General features: G+C 72.7%; 4 protein-coding genes. All 4 read left to right on the forward strand.

Features of this window, described 5'->3' with window-relative positions; all coding sequences use genetic code 11:
• Position 1: 1 nt before the first annotated feature.
• Positions 2-805 (forward strand): hydroxypyruvate isomerase family protein, encoded by an 804-nt coding sequence (locus ACFWEK_RS19805; protein WP_430545901.1) that lies wholly within the window; start codon positions 2-4, stop codon positions 803-805.
• Positions 802-1743, forward strand: a complete 942-nt coding sequence (locus ACFWEK_RS19810; RefSeq protein WP_430545900.1) for a 2-hydroxy-3-oxopropionate reductase — start codon at positions 802-804, stop codon at positions 1741-1743. Before ACFWEK_RS19805 ends, ACFWEK_RS19810 begins: the two co-directional genes overlap by 4 nt.
• Positions 1744-1788: 45 nt before the next feature.
• Positions 1789-3576 (forward strand): glyoxylate carboligase, encoded by a 1788-nt coding sequence (gcl, locus tag ACFWEK_RS19815; protein ID WP_430545886.1) that lies wholly within the window; start codon positions 1789-1791, stop codon positions 3574-3576.
• 90 nt (positions 3577-3666) lie between these two features.
• Positions 3667-3892: glycerate kinase (locus ACFWEK_RS19820; protein WP_430555150.1), on the forward strand; the 226-nt coding region annotated here is incomplete at its 3' end.

Below are 3892 nucleotides of genomic sequence, written 5' to 3' on the forward strand. Positions count from 1 at the left end.
GATCCCCTACACCGTGAACTGCTCGATCCTCCTCACGGACCTGCCGCTCCTGGAGCGTCCGGCGGCCGCGAAGGCGGCCGGCTTCGACGGCGTCGAGCTCTGGTGGCCCTTCGCCACGCCGACGCCCGACGCCGACGAGATCGACGCGTTCGTCGGGGCCCTGGCCGACGCCGGCGTCCAGCTCACCGGCCTCAACTTCGACGCCGGCAACATGCCGGGCGGCGACCGCGGCCTGATCTCGTGGCCCGCGCGCTCGGCCGACCTGCGCGCCAACCTCGACGTCGTCGCCCGCATCGGCGAGCGCACCGGCTGCCGCGCGTTCAACGCGCTGTATGGCAACCGCGTCGAGGGCGAGGACCCGGCCGCGCAGGACGCGCTCGGCGCCGAGAACCTCGCGCTCGCGGCGAAGGCCGTCGAGCGCATCGGCGGCACCGTGCTGGTGGAGCCGGTCTCCGGCACCCCCGCCTACCCGCTGAAGACGTCGGCCGACGCCGTCGCCGTCCTCGACCGCGTGCGCGACGAGCACGGCGCGACCAACCTCGGCCTCCTGTTCGACGTCTACCACCTGTCGGTCAACGGCTCGGACGTGGACCTCGACCTCAAGACCTACGGCGACCGCATCGCCCACGTGCAGATCGCCGACGCCCCGGGCCGCGGCGCCCCGGGCAGCGGGGACCTGCCGATCCAGCGCTGGATCGGCGACCTCCGCGCCGCCGGCTACGCCGGCCCCGTCGGCCTCGAGTACAAGACGACGGACCCCGACCCGTTCGCCTGGCTCCCGCGCGAGCAGCGCTCGGCGCGCTGAGAAGCCGGCACCACGCAGCCGGCACCGCGACCCCTGACCTCCCCGGAAGGACACGACCAATGAGCACCATCGCCTTCATCGGCCTCGGCATCATGGGCAGCCCGATGGCCGTCCACCTGCAGGACGCCGGGCACTCCGTCGTCGGCTACAACCGCACCGCCGCCAAGGCCCAGCCCCTCGTCGAGGCGGGCGGCACCGCCGCCTCCTCCGTCGCCGAGGCGGTCAAGGCCGCGGACGTCGTGGCCGTCATGGTCCCGGACTCCCCGGACGTCGAGGGCGTCCTCACCGGCGACGACGGCGTCTTCGCGAACGCGCAGCCGGGCACCCTGATCGTCGACTTCTCGTCGATCCGCCCGGACGTCACCGTCGCGCTGGCCGAGCAGGCGAAGGCCGCCGGCTTCCGCTACCTCGACGCGCCGGTCTCCGGCGGCGAGGCGGGCGCGAAGAACGCGGCCCTGTCGATCATGGTCGGCGGCTCCGCCGAGGACTTCGCCGCGGCGTCCGACGTGTTCGACGCGGTCGGCAAGACGGTCGTGCACGTGGGCCCGTCGGGCTCCGGCCAGACCGTCAAGGCCGCCAACCAGCTCATCGTCGCCGGCAACATCGCGCTCCTCGCCGAGGCCGTCGTCTTCCTCGAGGCGTTCGGCGTCGACACGGAGGCGGCCGTCAAGGTCCTCGGCGGCGGCCTCGCGGGCTCCGCGGTGCTCGACCAGAAGGCCGCGAAGATGCTGGGCCGCGAGTTCGCCCCCGGCTTCCGCATCGACCTGCACCACAAGGACCTGGGCATCTTCACGACCGCCGCGCGCGAGCAGGGCGTCGTCGCCCCCGTCGGCGCGGTCGTCGCCCAGCTCATGGCCGCGGCCCGCGCCGAGGGCGACGGGTCGCTCGACCACTCCGGCCTCTTCCAGGCGATCGCGCGCCTGTCCGGTCGCGACTGACGTCGCGCCCGCCCTGACATCCCCGAAGACTCGAAGGAGAGCACCATGCCCCGCATGCGCGCGGTCGACGCCGCGGTCGCCATCCTGGCGAAGGAGGGTGCCACCGAGGCCTTCGGCCTCCCCGGCGCCGCCATCAACCCGTTCTACGACGCCATGCGCCAGCACGGCGGCATCCACCACGTGCTCGCCCGGCACGTCGAGGGCGCGTCGCACATGGCCGACGGCTACTCGCGCGCCGAGCGCGGCAACATCGGCATCTGCATCGGCACGTCGGGCCCCGCGGGCACCGACATGATCACCGGTCTGTACGCCGCGTGGGCCGACTCGATCCCGATGCTGTGCATCACGGGCCAGGCCCCGGTGGCCAAGCTCGACAAGGAGGACTTCCAGGCCGTCGACATCGCGTCGATCGCCGCGCCGGTCACCAAGCTGGCGAAGACGGTCCTCGAGGCGTCGCAGGTGCCGGGCGTCTTCCAGCGGGCGTTCCAGCTCATGCGGTCGGGCCGTCCCGGCCCGGTCCTCATCGACCTGCCGATCGACGTGCAGATGACGGAGATCGAGTTCGACCCGGAGACCTACCAGCCGCTGGCTCCGGAGCGGCCGGAGGCCACCCGCGAGCAGGTCGCCAAGGCGATCGACATGCTGCTGGCCGCGGAGCGCCCCCTGATCGTCGCCGGCGGCGGCATCATCAACGCCGGCGCGGAGTCCGAGCTCGTCGAGCTCGCGGAGACCCTCGGCGTGCCGGTGGTCCCGACCCTCATGGGTTGGGGCGCGATCCCCGACGACCACCCGCTCACCGCGGGCATGGTCGGCATCCAGACGTCGCACCGCTACGGCAACGCGACGTTCCTGGAGTCGGACTTCGTGATCGGCGTCGGCAACCGGTGGGCCAACCGCCACACCGGCGGCCTGAAGACCTACACCGAGGGCCGCACCTTCGTGCACGTCGACATCGAGCCCACGCAGATCGGCCGCGTGTTCGCGCCCGACTACGGCGTGGTCTCCGACGCGGGCGCCTTCCTGCGCACCGCGCTCGAGGTCGCCGCCGACCGCAAGGCCGCCGGTCAGGTGAAGGACTACTCGGCGTGGGCCGCCTCGGCGCAGGAGCGCAAGGGGAAGCTGCAGCGCAAGACGCACTTCACCGAGATCCCGATCAAGCCGCAGCGCGTGTACGAGGAGATGAACAGGGCCTTCGGCCGGGACACGGTCTACGTCACCACGATCGGCCTGTCGCAGATCGCCGGCGCCCAGCTGCTGCACACGTACAACCCGCGGCACTGGATCAACGCCGGCCAGGCCGGCCCGCTGGGCTGGACCGGCCCGGCCGCGCTCGGCGTCTCGCGGGCGCTGCCCGAGGGCAACGTCGTCGCCCTCTCCGGCGACTACGACTTCCAGTTCATGCTGGAGGAGCTCGCCGTGGGCGCGCAGCACCACCTGCCCTACGTGCACGTCGTCGTGAACAACGCCTACCTGGGCCTGATCCGTCAGTCGCAGCGGGCGTTCGAGATGGACTTCCACGTGTCCCTCGCCTTCGACAACATCAACATGTCGCACGGTGACGGGGAGCCCGAGGGCTACGGCGTGGACCACGTCAAGGTCGCCGAGGCGCTGGGCTGCAAGGCGATCCGCGTCAAGGACCCGGAGGACCTGGGCGCCGCGTTCGCCAAGGCGCAGGCCATGACCGCGGAGTTCCGGGTCCCCGTGGTGGTCGAGGTCATCCTCGAGCGCGTCACCAACATCGCGATGGGTGCGGAGCTCAACGGGGTGAACGAGTTCGAGGACCTGGCCATCTCGGCCGAGGACTCGCCCACGGCCATCGCGCTGCTCGACTGAGCGCGACAGGCTGAGCAGTACCCGACGACGGCGACGGGAGAGACGATGACGAGGACGGGTGGTCCCGACGGACGAGGGGGTGGAGCGGCAGTGACGACGACGACGGGACCGACGGCGGCGCGCGTGCTGCTCGCCCCGGACAAGTTCAAGGGCTCCCTGACCGCCGGCGAGGTGGCCGCCCACCTGGCGGCCGGCCTGCGGCGGGCCGTGCCCGGCGTCGTCGTCGACGAGCTGCCCGTGGCCGACGGGGGCGAGGGCACCCTGGAGGCCGCCCTCGCCGCCGGCTACGCCGCGGTGGACCTGGTGGCGACCGGCC

Source organism: Isoptericola sp. NPDC060257 (genome assembly GCF_042726645.1).
GTDB classification, from domain to species: Bacteria; Actinomycetota; Actinomycetes; order Actinomycetales; family Cellulomonadaceae; genus Isoptericola; species Isoptericola nanjingensis.

What these genes read in the sequence shown, in the direction of transcription:
- gcl (WP_430545886.1), top strand. Translation starts at nt 1,789, where the DNA reads ATGCCCCGCATGCGCGCGGTCGACGCCGCGGTCGCCATCCTGGCGAAG.